Source organism: Kocuria arenosa, from assembly GCF_042879215.1.
GTDB classification, from domain to species: Bacteria; Actinomycetota; Actinomycetes; order Actinomycetales; family Micrococcaceae; genus Kocuria; species Kocuria arenosa.
Genome location: NZ_JBHZTA010000001.1, coordinates 494,926 through 516,397, shown reverse-complemented (window position 1 = coordinate 516,397; position 21,472 = coordinate 494,926). Strand labels below are relative to the sequence as shown.

At 75.1% G+C, this 21,472-nt stretch carries 19 protein-coding genes; 5 read left to right on the top strand and 14 right to left on the bottom strand.

The features are described 5' to 3' along the window. Window positions 1-3 precede the first annotated feature (3 nt). The 7 genes from ACFYE3_RS02440 to ssd form a co-directional block, all read right to left on the bottom strand. Window positions 4-348 (bottom strand): Rv3654c family TadE-like protein, encoded by a 345-nt coding sequence (locus tag ACFYE3_RS02440; RefSeq protein ID WP_387605175.1) that lies wholly within the window; start codon window positions 346-348, stop codon window positions 4-6. A 73-nt stretch (window positions 349-421) separates the two neighbouring features. Continuing rightward, a complete protein-coding gene (locus ACFYE3_RS02435; protein ID WP_387605176.1) occupies window positions 422-739 on the bottom strand; it encodes a TadE family type IV pilus minor pilin in 318 nt (105 codons plus the stop codon). Between the two features lie 359 nt (window positions 740-1,098). Continuing rightward, window positions 1,099-1,398 carry a DUF4244 domain-containing protein gene (locus tag ACFYE3_RS02430; protein WP_387605178.1) on the bottom strand — a complete coding sequence of 100 codons (300 nt, stop codon included), beginning with the start codon at window positions 1,396-1,398 and terminating at the stop codon, window positions 1,099-1,101. A gap of 239 nt (window positions 1,399-1,637) precedes the next feature. Beyond that, a complete protein-coding gene (locus tag ACFYE3_RS02425; RefSeq protein WP_387605179.1) occupies window positions 1,638-2,204 on the bottom strand; it encodes a type II secretion system F family protein in 567 nt (188 codons plus the stop codon). Next, entirely contained in the window at window positions 2,201-2,965 is a 765-nt protein-coding gene (locus ACFYE3_RS02420; RefSeq protein ID WP_387605180.1) for a type II secretion system F family protein, read from the bottom strand. Before ACFYE3_RS02420 ends, ACFYE3_RS02425 begins: the two co-directional genes overlap by 4 nt. Beyond that, window positions 2,962-4,167: a TadA family conjugal transfer-associated ATPase gene (locus ACFYE3_RS02415; RefSeq protein WP_387605181.1), complete on the bottom strand. Its 1,206-nt coding sequence runs from the start codon at window positions 4,165-4,167 to the stop codon at window positions 2,962-2,964. Before ACFYE3_RS02415 ends, ACFYE3_RS02420 begins: the two co-directional genes overlap by 4 nt. Then, window positions 4,164-5,249, bottom strand: a complete 1,086-nt coding sequence (gene ssd, locus ACFYE3_RS02410) for a septum site-determining protein Ssd (RefSeq protein ID WP_387605182.1) — start codon at window positions 5,247-5,249, stop codon at window positions 4,164-4,166. The genes ACFYE3_RS02415 and ssd overlap by 4 nt, the downstream gene beginning before the upstream one ends. A gap of 143 nt (window positions 5,250-5,392) precedes the next feature. On the opposite strand from ssd, the gene ACFYE3_RS02405 reads away from it, so the two are divergent. Beyond that, window positions 5,393-7,141 carry a bifunctional 3'-5' exonuclease/DNA polymerase gene (locus ACFYE3_RS02405; RefSeq protein WP_387605183.1) on the top strand — a complete coding sequence of 583 codons (1,749 nt, stop codon included), beginning with the start codon at window positions 5,393-5,395 and terminating at the stop codon, window positions 7,139-7,141. Between the two features lie 65 nt (window positions 7,142-7,206). Here ACFYE3_RS02405 and ACFYE3_RS02400 read toward each other — a convergent pair whose 3' ends face one another. The 3 genes from ACFYE3_RS02400 to nth form a co-directional block, all read right to left on the bottom strand. After that, window positions 7,207-10,917: an nSTAND1 domain-containing NTPase gene (locus tag ACFYE3_RS02400; protein ID WP_387605184.1), complete on the bottom strand. Its 3,711-nt coding sequence runs from the start codon at window positions 10,915-10,917 to the stop codon at window positions 7,207-7,209. A gap of 110 nt (window positions 10,918-11,027) precedes the next feature. After that, window positions 11,028-11,774 (bottom strand): NUDIX hydrolase, encoded by a 747-nt coding sequence (locus tag ACFYE3_RS02395; RefSeq protein ID WP_387605185.1) that lies wholly within the window; start codon window positions 11,772-11,774, stop codon window positions 11,028-11,030. A gap of 29 nt (window positions 11,775-11,803) precedes the next feature. Next, on the bottom strand, window positions 11,804-12,679 hold the full coding sequence (nth, locus tag ACFYE3_RS02390) for an endonuclease III (RefSeq protein WP_387605186.1): 876 nt from the start codon (window positions 12,677-12,679) through the stop codon (window positions 11,804-11,806). A gap of 174 nt (window positions 12,680-12,853) precedes the next feature. On the opposite strand from nth, the gene acs reads away from it, so the two are divergent. Both acs and aroQ read left to right on the top strand, forming a co-directional pair. After that, the gene (acs, locus tag ACFYE3_RS02385; protein ID WP_387605188.1) at window positions 12,854-14,803 is read left to right on the top strand and encodes an acetate--CoA ligase; all 1,950 of its coding nucleotides are present in this window, start codon (window positions 12,854-12,856) and stop codon (window positions 14,801-14,803) included. Between the two features lie 110 nt (window positions 14,804-14,913). After that, entirely contained in the window at window positions 14,914-15,363 is a 450-nt protein-coding gene (gene aroQ / locus ACFYE3_RS02380) for a type II 3-dehydroquinate dehydratase (RefSeq protein ID WP_387605189.1), read from the top strand. A gap of 4 nt (window positions 15,364-15,367) precedes the next feature. Here the strand turns inward: aroQ and ACFYE3_RS02375 are convergent, their stop codons facing one another. Next, window positions 15,368-16,531, bottom strand: a complete 1,164-nt coding sequence (locus ACFYE3_RS02375) for a MarP family serine protease (RefSeq protein WP_387605190.1) — start codon at window positions 16,529-16,531, stop codon at window positions 15,368-15,370. A 254-nt stretch (window positions 16,532-16,785) separates the two neighbouring features. Between ACFYE3_RS02375 and ACFYE3_RS02370 the strand changes: the two genes are divergently transcribed. Continuing rightward, window positions 16,786-17,463 (top strand): Crp/Fnr family transcriptional regulator, encoded by a 678-nt coding sequence (locus tag ACFYE3_RS02370; RefSeq protein ID WP_017832519.1) that lies wholly within the window; start codon window positions 16,786-16,788, stop codon window positions 17,461-17,463. Window positions 17,464-17,593: 130 nt separating this feature from the next. Here ACFYE3_RS02370 and ACFYE3_RS02365 read toward each other — a convergent pair whose 3' ends face one another. Genes ACFYE3_RS02365 through ACFYE3_RS02355 form a run of 3 tightly spaced genes read right to left on the bottom strand, consistent with a single transcriptional unit; the run spans window position 17,594 to window position 19,217 of the window. Further along, complete coding sequence (locus tag ACFYE3_RS02365) at window positions 17,594-18,514, bottom strand: NUDIX hydrolase (protein WP_387605191.1); 921 nt, start codon at window positions 18,512-18,514, stop codon at window positions 17,594-17,596. Beyond that, complete coding sequence (locus ACFYE3_RS02360; protein WP_368821402.1) at window positions 18,498-18,983, bottom strand: RidA family protein; 486 nt, start codon at window positions 18,981-18,983, stop codon at window positions 18,498-18,500. Before ACFYE3_RS02360 ends, ACFYE3_RS02365 begins: the two co-directional genes overlap by 17 nt. Before the next feature lie 39 nt (window positions 18,984-19,022). Further along, window positions 19,023-19,217, bottom strand: coding sequence for a hypothetical protein (locus tag ACFYE3_RS02355; RefSeq protein ID WP_133409226.1), 195 nt, complete (start codon window positions 19,215-19,217; stop codon window positions 19,023-19,025). A 91-nt stretch (window positions 19,218-19,308) separates the two neighbouring features. Between ACFYE3_RS02355 and ACFYE3_RS02350 the strand changes: the two genes are divergently transcribed. Continuing rightward, window positions 19,309-21,465, top strand: coding sequence for a transglycosylase domain-containing protein (locus ACFYE3_RS02350; RefSeq protein ID WP_387605192.1), 2,157 nt, complete (start codon window positions 19,309-19,311; stop codon window positions 21,463-21,465). Window positions 21,466-21,472 lie beyond the last annotated feature (7 nt).

Here is a 21,472-nt window from a genome sequence, read left to right as displayed (position 1 = left end):
GCCTCAGGGAACACCGGCGGCCTCCGGCGGCCCGGCCCGGGACACGCCGCGGGCGGGCCCGAAGCGGGCGAGGGGCCCGTCGAGGGCCACGGTGGTGCGCACGTCGACGACGACGCGCTCCGGTTCCACGAGCTCGCACCGTTCGAGCCGCGCCCCGTTGCCCCGGGCCACGCGCTCGGCGGTGCCGCACGGGTCGCCGGCCACGAGGCCCCGGGCGGTGTCTGCGGCGGCGAGCGCCGCGAGATCGGCGGCCTTGCCGGCACGGTGGGTCGCGATCCCCGCCTGGGCGAGCAGCAGCACGGTCAGCAGCAGCACGCCCAGCACCAGGGTGAGCGTCAGCGCGTGCACGGTGCCGCTCCCCCGGTCACCGTCGCCGTGTCGGCAGCCGTCGCCCCGGCCCGGGCCGCCTCGCGCCACGGGCTCAGCCACCGGCCGCACCGGCCCCCTCGATCTCGGCCGAGGCGTCGGCGCGCAGCTCCCAGCTGCCCCAGGTCCCGAGGATGCCGGGAGCGGGGCCGGTGACGGTGACCGTGGCCGTGCCGGCGTCCCCACCCAGACGGACGACGGCGTCCTCCCCGGCCACGTGCAGCGCCGTGGAGCGGACCACGGCGGCGCTCTCGCCGCGGGCGGCGGCCCGGGCCGAGGCCCGCGCCGCCTCCTCGTACCGGATGAGGGTCATCCCGGCCGCGGCGGCCGCGAGCAGCACGGCCAGGAGCAGCACGAGGGCGGGCAGCAGCACGGCCGTCTCGGCGGTGACGGCGCCCTGGTCCGGCGGCGCAGGCCGCCGTCCGAGGCTCGACCGTGAGCGGAGCGGAGCAGCGGGACAGGAACCGGAAAGACAACGGGAACGGGAACGGGGCCAGGAACCACAACGGGAACAGGAACCACAACGGGAACGGGGCCAGGAACCACAACGGGAACAGGAACCACAACGGGAACAGGAACGGGGAGCTGAGCGAGAGCGGGGGCGGTCGGCGGGCATGGCGGTCTCCTCACGGGGCATGGTGCGTGGCCGCTGGGGTCGGTGGGACGGGGACGACCCGCCGCGGGTCCCGCGGCGCCGCCAGGGGCACCGCGGGACCCGCGGGGAGTGGACGCTCAGACGCCGAGCGCCTTCTCGATGATCGCGGTCAGGAGCTCGCGCACCTGACCGGAGGAGAGCACCGCTGCCATGACGCCGCCGAAGGCCGCGGCGGCGAGCACGACCATGGCGTACTCCACGGTGGTCGCGCCGAGGTCCGCGTCCCCGGCCCGGACGAGCGGGCGGGCCGGAGCCCCGGTGGTCCCTCGGGCAGGCGGCGCGGCCGGGCGGCCCCCGGCGACGGCGCCCGGGGCGAGCCCCGGGCGACCGCGGCGCTTCCGGACGGGGCGGGATGCAGTGATCTGGTGCTGGGACATGACGATCCTTTCGGTGCAGGACGAACAGATGCGGGCGGAACAGGTGCCGGACGCGCAGCACTGGTGAGCAGCACTGGTGAGCAGCATTGAGCCGGCAGCACTGGCCGGCCGAGGCGGTGGGGCGGCGAAGCGCGGCGGCGCCCGGCCGGTCCTCGAGGGCGCAGGGCGCGCGGGCGGGGATCCGGTGCGGAGCGGGCGCGACCCGGCGGCCGGGGGCCCGCGGCTCCGGGCGCGGCGGGTCATCCGAACACCTCGGGGACGAGTCCCATCACGACCGGCAGGACGCCCCAGCAGACGAAGGCGGGCAGCGAGCACAGGCCCAGTGGCAGGACGAGCTGGACGGACAGCGACTCCGCCGCGCGCTCGGCCCGCCGGTAGGCCGCCCGCCGGACCTGGGCGGCCTGCGAGCGCAGGCTCCGGGCCGACGGTGCCCCTGACGTCGCCGTGAACGTGAGCGCCTCGCGGTAGTCGGCAAGGTGCGTGGGCAGCTCGCCCGCCGAGGCCCACGCCGTGTGCCACGGCAGTCCCAGTCGCAGCCGGGAGCCCACCCCCTCGAGGACGGCGCCGGTGGCGTCCTTCCTGCTCCCGCCCAGCACGGCCACGGCCTCCCCGAGCGGCAGACCGGCGTCCAGCATGGCGGCGGTGAGCTCCACGAGGACGCCGGCGGAGACGTGCGGCCCGGGTGGGCGGCGGCGGGCCGCGGCTGGGCGGGGCGTCCCCGGCAACCGGGCCCGGGACGGGAGCGCGGCCAGCGCCACGGCGGCCAGCAGGACCAGCCCGGCGGCGGGCGCGGCGAGGGCGGTCATCGCGCTCCCACCGCCTCGGCGCGGCCGATCAGCGTGCGCGTCCACACCCGTCCGAGGACCGTGAGCACCGCGCCGGACACGAGGGCGGCGAGTCCCCACGGCGTGGTGAGCAGCGTGCGCAGCGGGTCGACGCCCATGAGCATGCCCAGGCCGATCCCGAGCACCGGGAGCCAGGTCAGGATCCGGACGGTGGAGCGGGGACCGGCCAGGGCGGTGCCGCGTGCCGCCTCGGCGTCCAGCTCCGCCTCGAGGGCGTCGGCGAGACCGCCGAGCAGCGCGGCGAGGGGCGCGCCGGTGCGCTCGGACACCGCCCAGCACAGGGCGAGCTCGGCCGTGGTGGCGACGGCCCGCCGCTCCAGCGGACGGTGGCCGAGCTCCGGGGCCGGCGCTCCCGCCAGGGCGGTCGAGACACAGAGTCCCAGCCGGGCGGCGGACGCCACGGAGGTGCACAGCAGCTCGATGTGCCGGCCGGTGCCCGTGCGGGAGCCACGGTGTCCGGCGAGGCCCGCTCCCTCGAAGGCGGCCGCCGGGGACCGGCCCGCCTGCAGCAGCGCCGCGAGCCGGCGCAGCAGTGCGGTCCACTCGGCGGCCTCCGCCTCGGCGTCCCGGGTGAACCGGGCCCACCACGGGACCGCGGGAGCGGCGCCGGTGCCTGTCCGCGCGACCGACCGGACGCGGTGGGCGGGGCCCGCGAGCAGCGCCGCGGTGCTCCCGGCGAGGCACAGGCAGACCGTCAGGAAGGTGACCGGGACCGTGCTCACGGCCGGCTCTCCGCGAGGTCGTCACCGGGGGCGGGAGAGCGGTCGAGCAGGGCGCACAGCCGGTCCCAGCCGGGACCGCGACGCACGCCGTCCCGGGCCCGCACCGCCGCGGGCACCGTGACGAGGGCGCCGCCGCGGTCCTCGAGCAGGGACACGGCACGGACCTCGCGGCGGCCGCCCGAGCGGGCCACGTGCACGACCAGGTCCAGGGCGCTCGCGGCCTGCAGCGTCACGGCCTCCCGGCTCATCCCGGCCAGGGCGCCGAGGGCCGAGAGCCGGGCGGGGACCGCCTCGGCGGAGTTGGCGTGCACGGTGCCCGCCCCGGCGTGACCGGTGTTCAGGGCCGTGAACAGCTCCCGCACCTCGGCGCCGCGGCACTCGCCCACCACGAGCCGGTCGGGGCGCATCCGCAGGGCCTGCCGGACGAGCTCCGCCAGGTCGATGCTGCCCGTGCCCTCGGTGTTGGCGTGGCGCGCCTGGAGACCGACCACGTGGGGGTGATCGGGCCGCAGCTCGGCGGCGTCCTCGATGAGCACGATCCGCTCGTGCTGCGGGGAGCAGGAGAGCAGGGCGTTGAGGACCGTCGTCTTCCCCGCGCCGGTGGCCCCGCTGACCAGGAAGCTGGCGCCCGAGCGCACGGCGCCCACGAGCAGCTCGGCGGCGTCGGGGTGGACGGTCCCCGCGGTCACGAGGTCCTGCAGGGACAGGGTCCTCGTGCTGCGGAAGCGGACTGAGAGCAGGGTCCCTCCCGTGGAGATGGGCGGGAGGACGGCGTGCACCCGGTAGCCGGCGGCCGTCTGGACGTCCACGCACGGGTGGGCGGCGTCGAGGCGCCGTCCCGCGGCGGTGACGAGGCGCACGGCCAGCGTGCGCACCTCGGCGTCGGAGCCGAAGGGGGACGGGACGCGGCGCACTCCGGCCTCGGTCTCGAGCCAGACCTGGTCGGGCCCGTTGACGTAGACGTCGGTGAGCCCCCGGTGCGGCAGCAGCGGTTCGAGGGGACCGAGCCCGGTCAGCTCGGCGCGCACGGCCTCCACCGCCCGGAGGGTGCCGGCGGCCCCGAGCACCCGGCCGCTCGCGTGCACGGCCTCGGCGATGTCGGCGTCCGTGACCGGCCCGGGGGCGGTCAGCAACCGGTCCCGCACGTCGTCCAGCAGTGCGGCCGGCAGTGCGGCCGGCGGACCGGGGCGCGCGGCGCTCACGGGGTCGCCCCCACGGCCCCGAGCAGGCCCGCCACGTCCCGGGCGAGCCGCCGGGAGCGGCCCGCCTCGAGCAGGCGCCCCGTCTCCGAGGCCTCCGGCACGGCGCCGTGGAAGCGCAGGGAGCCGGCGACGGGCAGACCGGTCGTGGCGGCGGCGAGCGCGTCGTCGACGTCGGCCACGTTGAGCCCGGCGGGCACCAGACGGGCCGTGGCTCCCACCAGGAGACCCGCGGCCCACCGGGCGGCCAGCACGCCGCGCACCGTCCGGGGCGTGAGCACGAGGACCTCGTCGCACAGGGCCGCGGTGTCCGCCGTGCCCGGCCCCGCCCGGCCCAGATCGACGACGACGAGGGCCGCGGCCCGGCGCAGCGCCTCGAGCACGGCGGCGTACGGTGCGGGGGCTCCGTCCGGCGGGGAGCGGTCCCAGGAGAGCCAGCGCAGCTGTCCCGTCCGGGCCATGGCCGGCCACAGCTGCTCGGCGTGCACCGTGCCGGCGATCCGGAGCAGGTCGGGCCAGCGCAGACCGTCCTGGTCCTCGAGGCCGAGCAGGACGTCGATGCCGCAGCCGGCTCGGTCCGCGTCCACGAGGACGGCAGGCCGGTCCTCGTGCGCGGCACGGTCGGCGAGCCAGCACGCCAGCGTGGAGGTGCCGGCTCCGCCCACGGCGCCGAGGACGCCCACCACCCGTCCTGTGCTGCCGGGACCGGCGGGACCGCCGGGCCGGGCGGTGAGCAGGTCGGCGAGCCACCCGGCGGCGTCGGGCAGCACGGCCACGGCGCAGCCGCCGAGGTCGGCCGCCCGGTCCCAGATCCCGGGGTCCTCGGGCCGGCCCACGAGCACCGTGCCCGGCCGGACCCGTCCCCGCACGGCGTGGCGCACGTCGACGAGGTCGATGTCCGCGACCGTGCCCGGCGCCGCCGCGCCGGGCGGGTCGGCCAGCAGGTCGGCGCCGGCTGCGGCGCAGACGCGCTCGACCGTGGCGCGCAGCCCGGCGTCGTCGCTGACGAGGCGTACGGTGCGCCGGTGGGCCGCGGTGTCGGACGTCGGAGGGGCCGGGGCGGGGAGGTGGGCGGCGGTGCTCATGGCCCCACTGTCGGGGCGGCCGGGACCGGTCCGTGCCGGCGGCGGTGCCGGTGTGGACGGGCAACCGGGTTCCGGCGGGCCGGGGGGCGTGTGCAGTCCGGGCACCGGCGTAGCGTGACGGACCCGTGCAGGACAATGGCCGGATGCACATCGTGGTGGGACCAGCGCAGGACGGCCGGGGCGGGCACCGGGTCCAGGACCTGACGGGTTCCGGGGAACCGGACGGGCCCGGGATCGACGTGCCCGCCGGGGAGCTGGCCGCGTTCGTCGCCGGCCGCGAGGAGGCCGCCCGCCGGGCCGGGTCCACGCCACCGCGCTGGACCTGGGAGCGCACGGGCGCGGTCTACCCGCAGCTGCTGGCCGCCGGCGCCCGGGTGGAGCGGTGCCACGACCTGCGGCTGTGCCAGGCGATCCTCGCCACGGCCGCCACCGCCCACGGGTCCGGCGCCGCGGGCCCGCTGCCCTACGAGCCCGTGCTGGCGCCGCTGCCCGCCGACGAGGCGCCCGGGCTGCTCCCTCCGCCGTCCCCTGCCGAGGACCAGTCGAGCCTGTTCGACCTCCCCCGCGCCACGGGTCCCGACGTGTCCGCGCTGGCCGGCGAGCTGCGGGCGCAGCTCGCCGCGGTGGCGGTCGCGGTGGACGCCCGCCGGCTGACCCTGCTGCTGGCCGCCGAGTCCCAGGGCGCGCTGATCGCCGCGGAGATGCAGCACGCCGGGGTGCCCTGGCGGGAGGACGTCCACCGGGCCCTGCTGGAGGACGCGCTGGGGCCCGAGCCGGCGCCCGGGGAGCGGCCCCCGCGGATGGAGGAGACCGTGGCCCGGCTGCGGGAGACGCTGCAAGCCCCCGGGCTGAACCCGGACTCCCCGCAGGAGCTGCTCAAGGCGATGCGGGCGGCGGGGATCGACGTGACGAGCACCCGGCAGTGGGAGCTCGTCGAGTGGGCGCGGGCCGTGCCCGGCCTGGCCGCCCGGCGCCAGGCGCTGATCGAGCCCGTCCTGCAGCACAAGAAGCAGGCGCGGCTGCTCAGCGCCAACGGCTGGCACTGGCTGGCCACGTGGGTGCGGGACGGCCGCTTCCGTCCGGAGTACGTGGTGGGCGGGGTGGTCACCGGCCGCTGGTCGGCCCGCGGCGGGGGCGCCCTGCAGATCCCGCACGTGGTGCGGGACGCCGTGCGGGCGGACGCGGGGCGGGTGCTCGTGGTGGCCGACGCGGCCCAGCTCGAGCCGCGCGTCCTGGCGGCGCTGGCCCACGACGACGCCCTGGCCGCCGCGTCGCGCGGCCGGGACCTCTACCAGGCCATCGCGGACCTCGGCGAGGAGCGGGGCTCGGAGCTGACCGAGCGCCCGCAGGCGAAGGTGGCCATGCTGGGCGCGATGTACGGGGCGACCACGGGCCAGTCGGGCCGGCTCATGCCCCACCTCGCCCGGATGTTCCCCCGCGCCGTGGACTACGTGGAGCGGGCCGCCCGGGTCGGCGAGACGGGCGGGCAGGTGTGCACGCACCTGGGCCGCTGGTCACCCCTGCCGGGCCCGGCGTGGGACGCGGCCCAGCGGGACACCGCCACCGAGGAGGCCGAGCGGCGCGCCGGGGCGATGGCGCGGGCGCAGGGCCGGTTCACCCGCAACTTCGTGGTCCAGGGCACGGCCGCCGAGTGGGCCGTGTGCTGGATGGGGGCCATCCGCTCGGCCCTGGCGCGGGAGGGCGTCGACGCGGAGCTCGTGTTCTTCCTGCACGACGAGGTCGTGCTGCACTGCGCGCGGGAGGACGCCGAGCGGGCGGCCGAGCTGGTCCGCGACTGCGCCGAGCGGGCGGCGCGGCTGGTGTTCGGGCGGATCCCGGTGGAGTTCCCCGTCAGCGTGGCCGTGGTGGAGTCCTACGCGGACGCCAAGTGATGACCTCCGCGGCGGTCCGCATCACGTGCACTGGAACGGGTCGGGGACGGGCCGGGGACGGGGGCTCAGCACAGGTCCTGGTACGGGGCTCCCGTCACGTGCCGGCGCCATTCGTCCTCGGTGATCCGGTCGCCGCGGGACGAGCAGACGGCGGCGACCGCGTCGTCGGCCCGCACCAGCCAGCTGCGCACCACGCCGTCGTCGCCGGTGGCGATCAGCCGGTCGCCGACGAAGCGGACGTCGTTCATCCGGTCCCCTGAGGCGGACAGGGCCGCGTAGACCTCCAGGTCCGCGGCGCCGACCTTCCACATCCACACGAACTTGTCGCCGGAGGCGCCCGCCAGCAGGGTGCCGTCCGGGGAGAACTGCAGTCCCTTGACGGAGGAGAGGGCGTCGGAGGTCTCCCCCAGCGGGTGGGGGTCGGACGGGTCCGCGACGTCCCAGAGGCGCACCCGGCCGCCCTCGGTGCCCACCGCCAGGACGTCGGCCACCGGGGAGAACACGGCCGAGGTGGCGACCGAGTCGAGGGTGAGCTCCGCGGTCCGCCGCGGCGCCGCGGGGTCGGAGACGTCCCACAGCTGCACGTGCTCGTCGTCGTCCGCCGCGGCGAGCACCGTGCCCGAGGCGTTGAACCGCGCCGCCTCCGTCCCGGCCACCGGGACGGTGGCCACGCGCCGGACCCCTCCCCCGGCGTCACGGCGCAGGAGGGCGATCTCGGTGCCGACCTCGGACCACGCCGCGATGGTGGAGGCGTCCGCCGTGACGTCGGTGCCCGTGATCCCGACGTCGAGGGCCGCGGCCCGCGCCGGTTCCTGCGGGCGCCCGTCCTGGAGGGGCCAGAGCAGGAGGTCCCCGTCCTCGGTGCCGCCGGCCACGAACGAGGCGTCGGGCGCCACGGCGCCCGCGTACCAGAGGGTCTTCCCGGGCGGAGGCTCCGGGGACGGCAGCGGGACGGGCACGTCCCCGGTGAGGTCGAAGAGCGAGACGACGCCGTTGCCGGTGCCCACGGCGCTGAGGACGGTGGCCGAGCGGTCGGCGGAGAGCTGGTACACCGGTCCTCCGCGCCGGTGGATGACCGGGCCCTCCAGGTCCCACGAGCGGGTGGTGCCGTCCTGGGAGGCGGTGATCAGCCGCTCGCCCACCTGCAGCGCCCCCGTCACCCGGGCGGCGGTGGGGAACACGTCGACGCGTGCGAGGTCGGGCAGCCGGTGCACGTAGGCGTTCTGGTCGTAGCTCGCGGCCACGACCTCCCGGCCGTCCGGGGAGAAGCTGACGTCGCTGACCCAGCTGCCGAAGTCGCGGACGGTCCCGGCCTCCGCCAGCCGGTCCCCCTCCACGTCGTAGAGCCTCAGCTCGCGCGCGCTGAGGCCCACGGCCAGGCGGGCGCCGTCGTCGTCGAGGGCGAGGGACCGGACGATCCGGCTGGTGGCGACCGCCTCGAGGCGCTCGGTGCGCCGGCCGTCGGTGGCGTACCGGCTGATGCCCGCGGAGCTCCCGCCGGCGTAGACGGTGCCGTCGGCGGCCGCGGCGACGGCGAGGACGTCGGCGTCCTCGCCCAGGGGCAGCCGCGGCAGCGCCTCCGGGGACTCCGGGTCCCCGAGCGACCAGCGCAGCACCTCGCCCCTCCCGCCGGCCAGCAGCTGCCGCCCGTCGGGCGAGAACACCACCGCGTTGAAGGGGGTCCCGGCGTCCACCTCGAGACCGGCGAGGCGCCGCGCGGGCCGGTCCGTGACGTCCCACAGGCTGACGTGGCCCGTCCCCGCGGTGGCCGCGAGGACCCTGCCGTCCCGCTGGACGAGGTCGACGTCGGCCAGGCCCCGCTCGTCGCCGTCGACGACCACGATGTCCTCCCGGTCCTCGACCAGGCTCTCGAAGTCCCGCCACACGGACAACCGCCCGTCCCCGGCGGCGCGCGCCACCACCGAGCCGTCGTCCAGCGCCGCGAGGCGGGACGCGCCGCCGCGGCCCAGCCACCGCTCGGGAGAGCTCACCGCCGTCGCGTCGATGAGCGCGGAGGTGCCCTCCCGGGTGGGGGCCATCCGGTAGGCGGCGAGGCTCAGCTGCGAGGCAAGGTTGGGCGACTCGCCCCGGATCCGCGAGGCCTCGAGCGCGGTCTGGCGGGAGAGCGCCTCGTCGCGGGCGGTCTCCGCGACGACCTGGAAGCGCTCCGCCCGGACGCCCAGCGCACCGGCCACCACAGCGGCGCAGACGGCCAGGGCGAGCAGGACGAGGGCCACGTGGCCGCGCCGCTCGATCTCCCGGGCGCTGCGCTTCTGCCGCTCCAGGGCGTCCTCGTAGTGGTGCTCGCTCTCCGCCAGGTACTCGCGCTCGGCCGGACTCAGCAGCGCCTGCTGGCGGGGGTCCCCGGTCCAGTCTTGGAAGGAGGCGAGCTGGCCCAGCGGGATCAGCGCGAGGGGGTCGCGGTCGTTGGCGAGCCACATCTGCGTGGCGCGCTGCAGCTGCTGACGGACGTAGAGGTCGCGGCGGCTGTCCTCGATCCAGCGGCTGAGCCGGGACCAGTGGTCCAGCAGGGACTCGTGGCCGAGCTGGATCTCGTCCCGGTCGATGGTCAGCAACCGGGCGCGGGCGAACTCCTCGACCACGGCCGCCCCGCCCTCCGGCAGCTCCTCCCGGAGCACCGGGGTGCGCACCACCGTGGCGGAGGTCCCGGTGCCGACCACGCGCACGAGCCGCAGGAACACCGCGCGGGCCACCTCCCGCTCGCGCGGGCCCAGCCGGGCGTGCACCTCCTCGGCCCGGCGCTCCACGGCCTCCGTGATGCCGCCCGCCGCGTGGTAGTCGGCCACTGTCAGCTCCCGGGCGCGGGCGTGCTCCCAGGTGCCGAGCATCGCCTGGGAGAGCATCGGCAGCAGGCCCACGCCGGCCTCCGTGCCGCGGGGGGCGACGTCCCGCAGGACCACCTCGACCAGGTCCGGGGAGACGAGGGCGCCGACGGCCTCCGCGGGGCCCACGACGATCTGCTCCAGCTGCTCGCGGGTCAGCGCGCCGAGCAGCACCGGGTGCTCCAGGGCGGTGCGCAGCTCGGCGTGCCGGCTCGCGGTGCCGAAGAAGTCCGCCCGCAGGCCGACCACGACCACCCGGTCCCGGCCCGCCGCGGCGAGCCGGTCCAGGAACCGCCCGGGCTCCTCCCCGTCCCGGGCGCCCGTCCAGAGCTCCTCCAGCTGGTCCACGACGAGCAGGTCCGGAGCCGTCGCGACCGCTTCCTCGAGCCGGCCCACCGGGTCGAGGCCCGGGGTCGTGGCCACGGCGCTCCACCCGTGCAGGGGTCCGCCCTCGGCCCGCAGCCGGCCGAGGAGCCCCGCGCCCAGCAGCGAGGACTTGCCCGCGCCGGAGGCCCCCACCACGGCCAGGATGCGGGGCCCGACGGCGCTCGCGAGCCGCGCCACCCGCTCGCCGAGCACGGCGACCTCCGCGCTGCGGCCGAAGAAGTGGGTCTCGTCCTCGGGACGGTAGGAGCGCAGGCCCACGTACGGGGTGGAGTGGGGCCGGACGGGGGTGCGGGAGCGGGTGACGTCCTCCCACCACAGTTCCGCCGGGCGCTCGTCGGTCAGCCCGAGGGCGTCCAGCAGGGCCGTGAACTCCGGGCGCAGGGCCGGGCCGGGCAGGTGGGCCCCGCTGAGCCAGCCCTGGATGGTGCTGGCGGGAAGCCGGCACGAGGCCGCGAGCGCCCGGACCGACAGGCCGCGGCGGCGGCGGGCGGCGCTGAGCTGCTCGGCGAGCCGGGGCCGCTCGGGGCCGGGTCGGGACGAGGCCACCGGGGTGCCTCCTGGGGAGTCGTGGACACGGGGGACCCTGGCATCGTAGGTCGGCTTTCCGGCGCACCGGCAATGTTGCGGCCGGAGGGGCACCCGGTCCGCGGGACGTGCTAAAGCGGTGCGGGCAGGAGCCGGCCGGTGTCCCAGGGCACGGCCCAGCCGAGCGCGGTGAGCACCCGGTCCAGGAGCACGCCGGTGAACCCCCAGACGGTCACGGTGGACGCGGTGCCGGCCACGGGGACCGTGAAGGCGGGCGAGCGGTAGGTCTGCCGGCCGCGCGTGACGGTCGCGGAGTGCCGGTTGGCCGGGTCGATGAGGTCGAGCACGGGGACGCGGAAGACGAGGGAGGACTCGGCGTGGTCCACGACGTCCACCGGCGAGACGTCCCGCCACCAGCCCAGCACCGGGGTGACCAGGTGGTTGGAGACGGGCAGCGGCACCGGGGCGAGGGCGCCGAGCACCTCCACCCCGCGCGGGTCCAGCCCGGTCTCCTCCTCGGCCTCGCGGACGGCCGCGCGCACGTGGGCGGCGCTGACCTCGCCCCCGGGCACGGACAGCACCTCGTGCAGGTCCCCGTCCTCCGGGTCCAGGCGGCCTCCCGGGAAGGCGACCTGGCCGGGGTGGGAGCGCAGCGTCGCGGCCCGCTGGACCAGCAGCACGTCGAGGTCCCGGCCCACGCCCTCCGCGTGCTCGGTGGCGCGCGAGGGCTGGTCGTCGAGCGCCCCGAAGAGGATGAGCACCGCCGAGCGGCGGTAGTTCTCGTCGATCTGCCCGATCCGCCACGGCTCGCGGTCCTCCATCCGCAGCTGCCGGCCGTTGCGGGCCACGCGCAGCAGGTCCTGGTAGGCGTCGCCCATGGGTCGTCCTCCTCGCTGGTCGGTGCCGCTCACGAGCTCAGCGGCCAGCCGTCGGCCTGCAGCTGGGCCCGGGTGCGTCCGGCGAGGAACAGCTCCAGCAGCTCCTCGCGGCCCGGGGCGAACTCGTACTTGAGCAGGGCCGCCGCCTGGGCCGTGTCCGTGGGTCCCTCGCCGTAGGAGGGGCAGAGGTCCGCGACGGGGCACACACCGCACGCGGGCCGCCGGGAGTGGCAGATGCGCCGCCCGTGGTAGACGAGCCGCTGGGACAGGTCGGTCCAGTCCCGGGGCTCGAACAGGGCGGCAACGTCCCGCTCGACCTTGACCGGGTCCTCCTCCTCCGTCCAGCCGAAGCGGCGGGCGAGCCGGCCGAAGTGGGTGTCCACGGTGATCCCGGGGATCCCGAAGGCGTTGCCGAGCACCACGTTGGCGGTCTTGCGGCCCACGCCGGGCAGGGTGACGAGGTCCTCCAGCCGCCCGGGCACCTCGCCGTCGTGGTCGTCCACGATCTTCTGCGCCAGGGTCCGGATCGCCCGGGTCTTGGCCCGGTAGAAGCCGAGCGGGCGGATGATCTCCTGGATCTCGGCCTCGTCCGCCTCGGCGAGCGCCCGCGGCGTGGGGCACGCGGCGAAGAGGCGGGGCGTGGTCGCGTTCACGCGCACGTCGGTCGTCTGGGCGGAGAGCACCGTGGCCACGAGCAGCTCGTACGGGGAGCGGAAGTCCAGCTCGGCGACCGCGTAGGGGTACGCCTCGGCGAGCACCGCGTTGATCCGGCGGGCCCTCCGCTTGCGCGCCAGCGGGGACTCCGGGGCGCCCGTCCGGCGGCGGCGTGCGGCACCGGCGCGGGCCCTCGCGGGGTCCACGACGCGCAGGTGGGCGGGCGGGCGGGGCACGGCGGGGAGGACCATGCCCCGATTCTAGGCGGCGCGCACGGAGGGCTTCCGTGACTCGGTGCGGCGTGGCCCCTGTGGAACCGGGTGCACCGATCGTCTAGGGTGAAAACGACACTATGTGAGCTGTGACACGGACGTCCGGTGCCATCGGGGGTCCGTGCGCGGTGTGCCACGAGAAGGGAAGACCACATGGCTTCAGAGACCACGCCCGCCGAGATCAGGACCTTCGCGCCGAGCCCCGAGTTCTCGGCTCAGGCCAATGCCACCGCCGAGCTCTACCGGCAGGCCGAGGAGGAGGGCGTCGACTTCTGGGGCCGCCAGGCACGCGAGCTGCTGAGCTGGGACAAGGAGTTCACCGAGGTCCTCGACTGGTCGAACCCGCCGTTCGCGAAGTGGTTCCAGGACGGCACCCTCAACGCCTGCTACAACGCCGTGGACCGCCACGTGGACGCCGGCAACGGGGACCGGGTGGCCATCCACTTCGAGGGCGAGCCCGGCGACAGCCGCAGCTACACCTACGCCCAGCTCAAGGACGAGGTGTCGAAGGCCGCCAACGCCATGGAGAGCCTCGGCGTGACCAAGGGCGACCGCGTGGCCCTCTACCTGCCGATGATCGCCGAGGCCGTCATCGCGATGCTGGCCTGCGCCCGCATCGGCGCGATCCACTCCGTGGTCTTCGGCGGCTTCTCCGCCGACGCGCTGCTCTCGCGCGTCGAGGACGGCGAGGCGAAGCTCGTGGTCACCGCGGACGGGACCTTCCGCCGCGGCAAGCCCTCCATGCTCAAGCCGGCCGTCGACGACGCCCTCTCCCGCGGCGGCTCCACCGTGGAGCACGTGCTCGTGGTCCGCCGCAACGAGGCCGACATCGAGATGACCGAGGGCCGGGACGTGTGGTGGCACGAGGCCGTCGAGGCCGCCTCCGCGGAGCACACCCCGTCCGAGCAGGGCGCCGAGGACCCGCTGTTCATCCTCTACACCTCCGGGACCACCGGCAAGCCCAAGGGCATCATGCACACCACGGGCGGCTACCTCACCCAGGGCGCGTTCACCCACAAGTACGTCTTCGACCTCAAGCCGGAGACGGACGTCTACTGGTGCACCGCCGACGTCGGGTGGGTCACCGGCCACTCCTACGTCGCCTACGCGCCCCTGGTCAACGGCTCCACCCAGGTGATCTACGAGGGCACCCCGGACTCCCCGCACCGCGGCCGGTTCTGGGAGATCGTGCAGAAGTACGGGGTGACGATCATGTACACCTCCCCCACCGCGATCCGCACCATGATGAAGTGGGGCGAGGACATCCCGGCGGAGTACGACCTCGGCTCCCTGCGGGTGCTCGGCACCGTGGGCGAGGCCATCAACCCCGAGGCGTGGACCTGGTTCCACCGGGTCATCGGCGGCGGCCGCTGCCCGATCGTCGACACGTGGTGGCAGACCGAGACCGGCGCCATCATGATCTCCCAGCTGCCGGGCGTGACCGTCGCGAAGCCGGGCTCCGCCCAGGTGCCGATGCCCGGGATCAAGGTCGACGTCGTGGACGACAACGGGCAGGCCGTGGAGAACGAGACGTCGGGCTTCCTCGTGCTGCGCGAGCCGTGGCCCGCGATGCTGCGCACCATCTGGGGCGACGACGACCGCTACGTGGACACGTACTGGTCCCGGTTCGGCGAGATGTACTTCGCCGGCGACGGCGCCAAGCGCGACGCCGACGGGGACGTGTGGATCCTCGGCCGCGTCGACGACGTCATGAACGTCTCCGGCCACCGTCTCTCCACCCCGGAGATCGAGTCCGCGCTGGTGTCCCACCCGTCCGTGGCGGAGGCCGCGGTGGTGGGCGCCACGGACGAGACCACCGGCCAGGCCGTGATCGCGTTCGTCATCCTGTCCGACCAGGCCGACGCCGAGGGCCGGGACAAGACCGAGCTGGCCGAGGAGATGCGGGCCCACGTGGGCAAGGAGATCTCCCCGATCGCCAAGCCCAAGAAGGTGCTCATCGTCCCCGAGCTGCCCAAGACCCGCTCCGGGAAGATCATGCGCCGACTGCTCAAGGACGTGGCGGAGGACCGGGAGGTCGGCGACGTCTCGACCCTCGCGGACCAGACCGTGATGCAGCAGATCGTGGACTCGCTGGCCAAGTAGTCCGCGCCCTGTGCTCCGCAGCGCCCCCTCGCCCCCGCCGTGCGAGGGGGCGCTGCGGCGTCCCGGCACGGGCCCCGGCCACGCTCGCACCGGAGTGAGAGGATGCGGGGATGACCACCACGCGCAGACCGATCTACGTCCTCAACGGCCCCAACCTCAACCTCCTCGGCGTCCGGCGCCCGGAGGTGTACGGCACCACGACGCTCGCGGACATCGAAGAGGCCGTGCGCGCCCGGGCCGCCGCGGGCGGGTGGGACGTCGAGTTCCACCAGTCCAACCACGAGGGCGTCCTGGTGGACCGGATCCAGGAGGCCCGCACCGAGGGCGCGGCGATCGTCATCAACCCCGCGGCCTTCACGCACTACTCGATCGCGATCCACGACGCGCTCGAGGCGGCGGAGCTGCCCGTGGTCGAGGTGCACCTGTCCAACGTGCACCGGCGCGAGTCGTTCCGGCACACGTCCTACGTGTCCCTGCAGGCGGACGTGGTCATCGCCGGGGCGGGGGCCTTCGGCTACGAGATGGCGGTCGAGCACCTGCTACGGACCCTGGAGGGCTAGCGGCTCAGGCCGCGCAGGAGCCGGATCCCACGGCCTGGGCGCTGCCCGCGGTGGCGTCGAGCGCCCCGCGCAGCTCGTCCAGCGTGAGGGCGTAGCCGACCTGCCCCTCGAGGGCCTTCGCGAAGACGACGCCGACGACGGAGCCGTCCTGCGCCACGAGCGGGCCGCCGGAGTTGCCCTGCTGGACCTGGCCGGCCAACTGGATGATCTCCATGGTCCCGCCGGTCCCCTGCACGGGCGCGAGCGCCGTGCCCTGCACGGTGGCGGGCCCGGCGGCGAACGGCCCGCCCAGCGGGTACCCCATGAAGGCGACGAGGTCCCCGGCCACGGGGTCCTCCCCGAGCGGCAGGGGGGCCAGCGGCAGGGACGGCGCGGAGAGGACGGCGAGGTCGGAGGCCGGGTCGTAGTGGACGACGTCGGCGGTGTGCACCTCGCCGTCCCGGGTCTGCACCACGGGTTCGCCCACCCCGGCCACCACGTGCGCGTTGGTCACCACCTGCCCGGCGGCGGTCACGAAGCCCGAGCCCGTCTGGTTCTGGCTGCACTCCACCGCCATGCCGTACACCTGCACCACGGACTGCCCGGTCTCCTCCAGGACGGGCGTGCTCACGCTCTCGTCGGGGGCCTCCTCCGCGGGGAACAGCAGTGCGTCGAGCTGACGGATGCCGGTGGCGCCGCCCACGGCGTCCCGCGCCCCGGTCACCGCTTCACGCACGGGCCCGGGGGTGTGCTCGTCGATCGTGCGCAGCACCGTGGAGGACGCGACCTGCTGGGACACGGCCGGGATGCCCAGCTGGCCGACGAGCGAGGCGAGCAGCGAGAGCACGAGCGCGGCGACGGCGACGTCGAGGGCCGCTCCGGCGATCCGGTTCAGCGCGCCCAGGCGCATGCGCTCGGTGACGGCGGACAGGGCACGGCCCAGCAGCCCGCCCAGCATCTGGCCCACCACGAGCAGGACCAGGACCGTGGCCAGCACGGCGCCCACCCGGTACTGCGGGTCCACCTGCGCGCTGACCCACGGGGCGGCGGAGAACGCCGCCACGCCGCCGAGCACGAGCCCGGCCAGGGAGAACAGGGAGTTGAAGAAGCCGCGGCTGAACCCGTAGAAGAGGTAGCCCAGCAGCACGACGGCCAGCAGGACGTCGAGCAGGTTGAAGGACGGAGACATCGGGTTCCTCTGCGGGTTCTGTGGGACCGGGGGCCGGGGGCGAGCCACCAGCATAGGGAGCGCGGCTGGGAGATCCGTGGAGCCGGCCTGCCACCACCCCCGGGCCCGCCGCGCCCGTCCTTGGGATTCGCGGGCCGGAGACACTACAGTGAACGTCAGGTACGTTAGGTCGCTCACACGCAGGTGCGGGCGACTCCCGCTGACATCGGCCGCCGCGGGCCACGGCCCGGCGGCGGCACATCTTGAGGAGAACCATGGATATCGACGTCCTCCGCCGCGCTCCCCTGTTCGCGTCCCTGGACGACCAGGCGTTCGCCGCCCTCACCGAGGAGCTCACCGAGGTCGACCTCTCGCGCGGCTCCACGCTGTTCCACGAGGGCGATCCGGGCGACCAGCTGTACTTCATCATCTCGGGCAAGATCAAGCTCGGCCGCACCGCTCCGGACGGCCGCGAGAGCCTCGTGGCGATCATGGGCCCGGGCGAGCTGTTCGGCGAGATGGCGCTGTTCGACCCGAGCCCGCGCTCCACGTCCGCGACCGCCGTGTCCGAGACGCGCCTGGCCGGGCTCAAGCACGAGAACCTCAAGAAGGTCATCGAGCGCTCCCCCGACGTCTCCGCGCAGCTGCTGCAGGCCCTGGCCCGCCGGCTGCGGCGCACCAACGAGAGCCTCGCCGACCTGGTCTTCTCCGACGTGCCCGGCCGCGTGGCGAAGGCGCTGCTGGACCTGGCCGACCGGTTCGGCCGGCCCGCCACCGACGGCATCCTCGTGGCCCACGAGCTCACCCAGGAGGAGCTGGCGCAGCTCGTCGGCGCCTCCCGCGAGACGGTGAACAAGGCGCTGGCCGAGTTCGTCCAGCGCGGCTGGATCCGGCTCGAGGCGCGCGCCGTGGTGATCCTGGACCTGCAGCGGCTCAAGCAGCGCAGCCGCTGAGTCCCGCCCGAACGGGCAACGGCCCGGTCACCCGCAAGGGTGACCGGGCCGTTGCCCGTCCGGCCGCCTCCGCGCAGGGCGGCGTCCGGAACCGCCTCCGGCCCGGGACGGCACCCGGGTGCGGGGTGGTTCAGGCCAGGTCGAGGCGCAGCACGGGCCGGCCGTCGCGCACCTCGAGCACCGGGTTGCGGGCCACCACGGCCCGCTTCTTCGCGAGGAAGGCGATGGCCGAGGAGCACTCGGCGACCGACTCCAGCACGCACTGGACTCCGGGCGAGGAGAGGTCGTCGATCGTGCGGCCCACGGTGTCCTCCTGCCCCACGAGGTCCCCGAGCCAGCTGCCGCCGGGGTCGGCCACGGCCTGCGCGGCGTCCACCCAGCGGCCCCAGACGCTCTTCGACCCCAGCACGGACGGGGCCTGCCCGTCGGGGACCACCGCGGTGAAGTAGTGGATGTCGTAGCGGCGGTGGGCGAAGTCGGAGGTGATCCAGTGCGCGAGGGGCTTGAGCAGGTCGGAGCGCAGCACGAGCCGGCGCCGGCCCAGCACCTGGGCGAGGGACACCTCCCCCACGGCGAGCGACTCCCGGGAGCGCATCCACTCGGCGCCCTCCACGGACTCCACGGTGCTCATCGTGTCCGACCCCGCCAGCAGGACACCGGTCTCCTCGAACGCCTTGCGGACCGCGGCGACCACGGTGCGCCGCGCCCGGCCGAGGTCGTCCCCGACGCCGAGCTTGCGGGCCCAGTCGGCGGAACCGGGCCCGGCCCAGTCGAGGGGGTCGTCGTCGTGGGGCTCGAGGGTGCCGCCGGGGAACCCGACGGTGCCGAGCGGTGAGTTGCCCGGCCGGTACTTGAGGTAGGTCTCCACGCCGTGGTCGCCGTCCCGCACGAACACGACCGCGGCGGCGGGCGAGGGAGCGCTGCCGGGAATGCCGGCACCCCGCTCGAGCCAGGCCTGCGCGGCCCCGCGCTGGCCCTCCGGGATCTCGAACCAGCGCACGGCCGGCGGGCGGCCCGGCCGCGGGGCCTGCGGCTCAGCGGAACTCGGCAACGAGCTCCACCTCGACCGGCGCGTCCAGCGGCAGGACCGCGACGCCCACCGCGGAGCGGGCGTGCACCCCCGCCTCGCCGAAGATCCGGCCCAGCAGCTCGGAGGCGCCGTTGATCACGCCGGGCTGGCCGGTGAAGCCCGGGTCGGAGGCCACGAAACCGACGACCTTGACGACCCGGACCACCCGGTCCAGGTCCCCGACGGCCTCCTTGACCGCGGCCACGGCGTTGAGGGCGGCGCGGGCCGCGAGCTCGTGGGCGTCCTCCGGGGAGACGGTGCCCGCCGCCCCGGACGCCGACACCTTCCCGGTGGCGGGCAGCTGCCCGTCCACGAAGGGCAACTGGCCCGAGGTGTGCACCCAGGAGCCGGTGACCACGGCGGGCACGTAGGCGGCCACGGGGGCCGCGACGGCCGGGAGCTCGAGGCCGAGCTCGGCGATGCGGGATTCGACGGCGGAGCCGTTGCTCATGGAAGTCCTCCGGGGTTCTCGGGGCGCGGCGTCCGGCCGTCAGGCCTTGGGGCGCTTGAAGTAGGCGATGGGGTTGGTCTGGACGGGGGCGTTCACGTTGCCCGCCGGGACGTCAGCGGGGGTGCTGCCGGGCAGCACGGTCACGAGCTCCCATCCGTCGTCGCCCCAGTTGTCGAGGATCTGCTTGGTGGCGTGGATCATGAGCGGCACGGTGGCGTATTCCCAGGTAGTCATGGCCCCAGCGTAGCCACGAACGCCGGGACGCGCTCCGCCGTGACGGGTCGCACACCGGTCGCGGCCAGGTTCGCGCTTGTAGACTGTCCGAATGGCTTCCCGCAAGAACCCTGCCGCGCAGGCACCGTCAGCCCTGGGCAACGTCGTGGCGTTCATCGCCACGAGCATCGTTGCCGGCATCGTGGCCGCTGGTCTCCTGGTCCCCCCCGCAGCCGCCACGGGCCTCGCCGCCAACGCCTCCATCGGGTGGTTCAAGGACCTCCCGGCCCAGATGGAGGCGGGGCCGATGTCGCGCGCGTCCACCGTGGTGGCGCGGGACGGGACCGAGATCGCCTCGTTCTACGCGCAGAACCGCACCCCTGTCTCCCTGGACGAGATGTCCCCGCACATGGAGGCCGCGATCCTCGCGATCGAGGACCGCGACTTCTACGAGCACGGCGGCGTGGACCTCGGCGGCATCCTGCGTGCCCTGGGCAACAACATCATCCGCCCGGACGCCCGCCAGGGCGCGTCGACCATCACGCAGCAGTACGTGAACAACCTGATCATCGACTCCCAGGTCCGCGCCGGCGAGGAGGCCACCACCATCGGCGCCGACAAGGGGTACGCGGACAAGATCAAGGAGATCAAGCTCTCCCTGTCCATGGAGCAGGAGCTGAGCAAGGACCAGATCCTCGAGGGCTACCTCAACATGGTGCTCTTCGGCGGGCAGAACTACGGCGTGGAGGCGGCCGCCCAGTACTACTGGGGCATCCCCGCGTCCGACCTGAGCATCTCCCAGTCGGCCGTCCTGGCCGGGATGGTGCAGTCCCCCAACTACTACGACCCCGCCGCCAACCCGGCGGCGGCCACGGAGCGGCGCAACATCGTGCTGGACACGATGCTCGGCACCGGGGCCATCACCGAGGAGGAGCACGCGGCCGCGGCCGCCGAGCCCATCGAGGTGAAACCCAACCCGACGAACTCCGGGTGCACGGCCGCCGAGGTCGCCCCCTACTTCTGCGACTACGTGGAGAACTCCATCCTCCAGGACTCGGCGTTCGGCGAGACGCCCGAGGAGCGGCTCAAGACCCTGCAGCTCGGCGGGCTCACGATCACCACCACGCTCGACGTCGAGGCGCAGCGCGCGGCCGAGAAGGCAGTCAACGAGACCCAGCCGCGGGACGACAACCCGGACAACGTCTCCACCGCGCTCGTGTCCCTCGAGCCCACCAACGGGGACATCGTGGCCATGGCGCAGAACACCTACTACTCGACCGGCGAGGGCGCCTCCAACACCACGTACAACTTCAATGTGGACTCGTGGATGGGCGGGGCCGGCGGCTTCCAGGTCGGCTCCACCTACAAGCCGCTGACGTACGCCGCCTGGATCGACGCCGGCAACGGCGCCGAGGACACGATCGACGCCACGCAGACCCGGTGGCCCGCCGACCACCGGTGGAAGGCCTCGTGCCTCGAGCGCGGGTACAAGATCGAGCCCGGCAACAACGGCGAGGGCTTCGAGATCCAGAACGCCGAGTCCGGCTACACCCGGCAGATGGAGGCCGACTTCGGCCTGTACAACTCGATCAACACCGCGATCTACGCGATGGCGGAGGACCTCGACCTGTGCGACATCGGCGAGATCTCCGAGTCCCTGGGCATCGTCAACGGCAAGGACGGCGAGCCCGTGGACACCACGGTCCTGGCGTCTCTGCTGGGCGGCTCCGTGGACATCTCGCCCATGACCATGGCCCGGGCGTACTCCGCGTTCGCCAACCGCGGCGAGATGTGCGAGCCCCGCGCCCTCGAGCGGGTCGTGGACTACACCGGCAAGGAGTACGAGATCCCCGAGACGTCCTGCGAGCGCGTGATCAGCGAGGACGTGGCCGACGGCGTGAACTACGCGCTCAACCAGACCCTGATCCGGGGCTCCGGCTGGCAGCGCGAGATCGGCCTGCCGGGCGCCTCCGCCGCCAAGACCGGCACCACGGACAACTCGACCCAGACCTGGATGGTCGGCTACACCCAGGGCCTGGCCACCGCGTCCTGGGTCGGCAACTACGAGTTCGGCTCCCGGTCCCTGAACGGGCTGTCCATCGGCGGGGAGCGCACCGAGGGCGACGACTGGGTGGACGGCTCCACCTACGCCGGCGGCCAGTGGCAGAAGTTCATGCGCGAGGTCGCCCGGGACTACGACACCGACAAGTTCGAGGAGCCCGACGACGACGTGCTCGAGGGCCGCAACGGCACCTCGCGGCCCGGCTGAGGCCGGA

Bases quoted from the DNA above. Each gene is read 5' to 3' on its own strand.
- ACFYE3_RS02430 (WP_387605178.1), bottom strand. From the start codon at position 1,398: ATGTCCCAGCACCAGATCACTGCATCCCGCCCCGTCCGGAAGCGCCGC.
- ACFYE3_RS02425 (WP_387605179.1), bottom strand. From the start codon at position 2,204: ATGACCGCCCTCGCCGCGCCCGCCGCCGGGCTGGTCCTGCTGGCCGCC.
- ssd (WP_387605182.1), bottom strand. From the start codon at position 5,249: ATGAGCACCGCCGCCCACCTCCCCGCCCCGGCCCCTCCGACGTCCGAC.
- ACFYE3_RS02405 (WP_387605183.1), top strand. From the start codon at position 5,393: ATGCACATCGTGGTGGGACCAGCGCAGGACGGCCGGGGCGGGCACCGG.
- ACFYE3_RS02395 (WP_387605185.1), bottom strand. From the start codon at position 11,774: ATGGGCGACGCCTACCAGGACCTGCTGCGCGTGGCCCGCAACGGCCGG.
- nth (WP_387605186.1), bottom strand. From the start codon at position 12,679: ATGGTCCTCCCCGCCGTGCCCCGCCCGCCCGCCCACCTGCGCGTCGTG.
- acs (WP_387605188.1), top strand. From the start codon at position 12,854: ATGGCTTCAGAGACCACGCCCGCCGAGATCAGGACCTTCGCGCCGAGC.
- aroQ (WP_387605189.1), top strand. From the start codon at position 14,914: ATGACCACCACGCGCAGACCGATCTACGTCCTCAACGGCCCCAACCTC.
- ACFYE3_RS02375 (WP_387605190.1), bottom strand. From the start codon at position 16,531: ATGTCTCCGTCCTTCAACCTGCTCGACGTCCTGCTGGCCGTCGTGCTG.
- ACFYE3_RS02370 (WP_017832519.1), top strand. From the start codon at position 16,786: ATGGATATCGACGTCCTCCGCCGCGCTCCCCTGTTCGCGTCCCTGGAC.
- ACFYE3_RS02360 (WP_368821402.1), bottom strand. From the start codon at position 18,983: ATGAGCAACGGCTCCGCCGTCGAATCCCGCATCGCCGAGCTCGGCCTC.
- ACFYE3_RS02355 (WP_133409226.1), bottom strand. From the start codon at position 19,217: ATGACTACCTGGGAATACGCCACCGTGCCGCTCATGATCCACGCCACC.
- ACFYE3_RS02350 (WP_387605192.1), top strand. From the start codon at position 19,309: ATGGCTTCCCGCAAGAACCCTGCCGCGCAGGCACCGTCAGCCCTGGGC.